Origin of the sequence: Acinetobacter sp. 251-1 (genome assembly GCF_030329305.1) — a bacterium.
Lineage (GTDB): Bacteria > Pseudomonadota > Gammaproteobacteria > Pseudomonadales > Moraxellaceae > Acinetobacter > Acinetobacter piscicola_A.
Map to the genome: position 1 here is coordinate 1 of NZ_JACANS010000050.1, position 1,742 is coordinate 1,742.

At 38.9% G+C, this 1,742-nt stretch carries 1 protein-coding gene, 1 pseudogene and 1 other annotated feature; the gene and the pseudogene both read left to right on the forward strand.

Going from position 1 to position 1,742, the window contains the following annotated elements; genetic code table 11:
* Nucleotides 1-114 precede the first annotated feature (114 nt).
* On the forward strand, nt 115-681 hold the full coding sequence (locus HX129_RS17625) for a recombinase family protein (protein WP_006581699.1): 567 nt from the start codon (nt 115-117) through the stop codon (nt 679-681).
* 182 nt (nt 682-863) lie between these two features.
* Nucleotides 864-1,742, forward strand: a pseudogene (locus tag HX129_RS17630) (IS3 family transposase); the annotation flags it as partial.
* Nucleotides 1,153-1,269 (forward strand) — a sequence feature (AL1L pseudoknot). (Overlaps the previous pseudogene by 117 nt.)

Sequence of the window (1,742 nt, forward strand, 5' to 3'; positions counted from 1 at the left end):
AGCCTAACGGAACAAAATAAAGTCTTAAAAAGCAACTCAAAAACCGTATTTATAGACTTAATATTTAATTTCGGTACAATATGTATTTAATTATCTAAACTCTAACGGTACAGAATGCCTAATCAGGTCGGATATATTCGAGTCAGTTCAACTGAACAAAATACTGAACGTCAATTAGATGGAATCAGCCTGGATAAGACCTTTACTGAAAAGGCAAGCGGTGGTAGCCGTGAACGTCCTCAGTTAAATGCAATGCTCGACTATCTGCGTGAAGGTGATACGGTGCATGTTCATAGTATTGATCGTCTGGCACGTAATACAAATGATCTGAACGAAATTGTGAATAGTCTGAATGATCGTGGTATAACCATTATTTTTCATAAAGAGAATTTGACCTTCAGTCATGATGTAGCACAATCGGCAATAAATAAACTCATGTTTCAGATGCTTGCTGCATTTGCAGAGTTTGAACGCTCCATGATCCGTGAGCGTCAAAAGGAAGGAATTGCAAAAGCCAAAGCGAAGGGCTTATATAAGGGAAGAAAGCGGAAGGTTGACTATGTTGAAATACGAAAAGCAATGGCTGAAGAAAATTCAACATTTAGAGGTGTTGCAGAAAAGTTTAAAGTAGGGATAGCAACAGTACAAAGAGCTTTAAAAGAAGAAACTAATAATCAATAAGGTTGATTAATGAAGACGCTTAGATATTCAAATTTAGAAAAGATCATGACCATTTATACTGAAATTTCTACTTATATTACATTTCATAATGCGACTGGTTTAACAGATATAAATAAATCAATGGAAGATTTTTGAACCGTACCGGGTTTGTCGGAGACCAAGCTTTCTGAGAGAATGTCCCGATGAAAAAAGTAAAATATACCCCTGAAATCCGAGAAAGAGCGGTTCAATTATTGATTGAATCCGAGAAAGATTATCCATCGAATTGGGCTGCGATCACCGCTATTGCTCCCTGAGCAGTATACTGCGCAAGGGTTGTACTCCTGAAACACTACGTGTTTGGTATCAAAAATATTTAGATAAACAAAATCCAGTTAAAGTACAGCAGCTTTCAGACCAAGAACGTATCAAACAACTCGAACGCGAAAATAAAGAACTGCAACGCGCCAATGAAATTCTACGTAAAGCAGCCGCTTTTTTCGCCCAGGCGGAGCTCGACCGCCCACACAAATAATGGTGGATTTTATCCATAATAATAAAGAGCTGTACGGAGTCGAGGCGATTTGTAGAATTTTACCGATCGCACCTTCAACCTATTACCGGACTCTAGATCTCTGTGAAAATCCAGAACATCGAGCAAAGCGAGATTTACATGACTTGCATCATGCTGAGGAGATTAAACGAATTTGGAAGGAAAGTTCAGGTCGGTATGGTGTACGTAAAGTCTGGCAAAAACTGAAACGTGAAGGCTATATTATTGCGCGCTGTACTGTTGCTCGATTAATGCAAAAGCTAGGTATAAAAGGTGTTTGGCGTGGTAAGAACAAACAAACCACCCGTAGCCGAGATGATCAAAAACGAGCGGATGACTTGGTAAAACGTAATTTTACTGCTGATCATCCTGACCAACTGTGGGTGAGTGACTTTACGTATATTCAAACAAATTCAGGCTGGGTTTATACTGCATTTATTATTGATGTGTTCTCACGAGCAATTGTTGGATGGAAAGTATCGACACGGATGAATACAGATATGGTGCTCGATGCATTGGAGCAAGCATT

Excerpts from the sequence above, each read along its gene's own strand:
- HX129_RS17625 (WP_006581699.1), top strand. The coding sequence starts at position 115 with ATGCCTAATCAGGTCGGATATATTCGAGTCAGTTCAACTGAACAAAAT.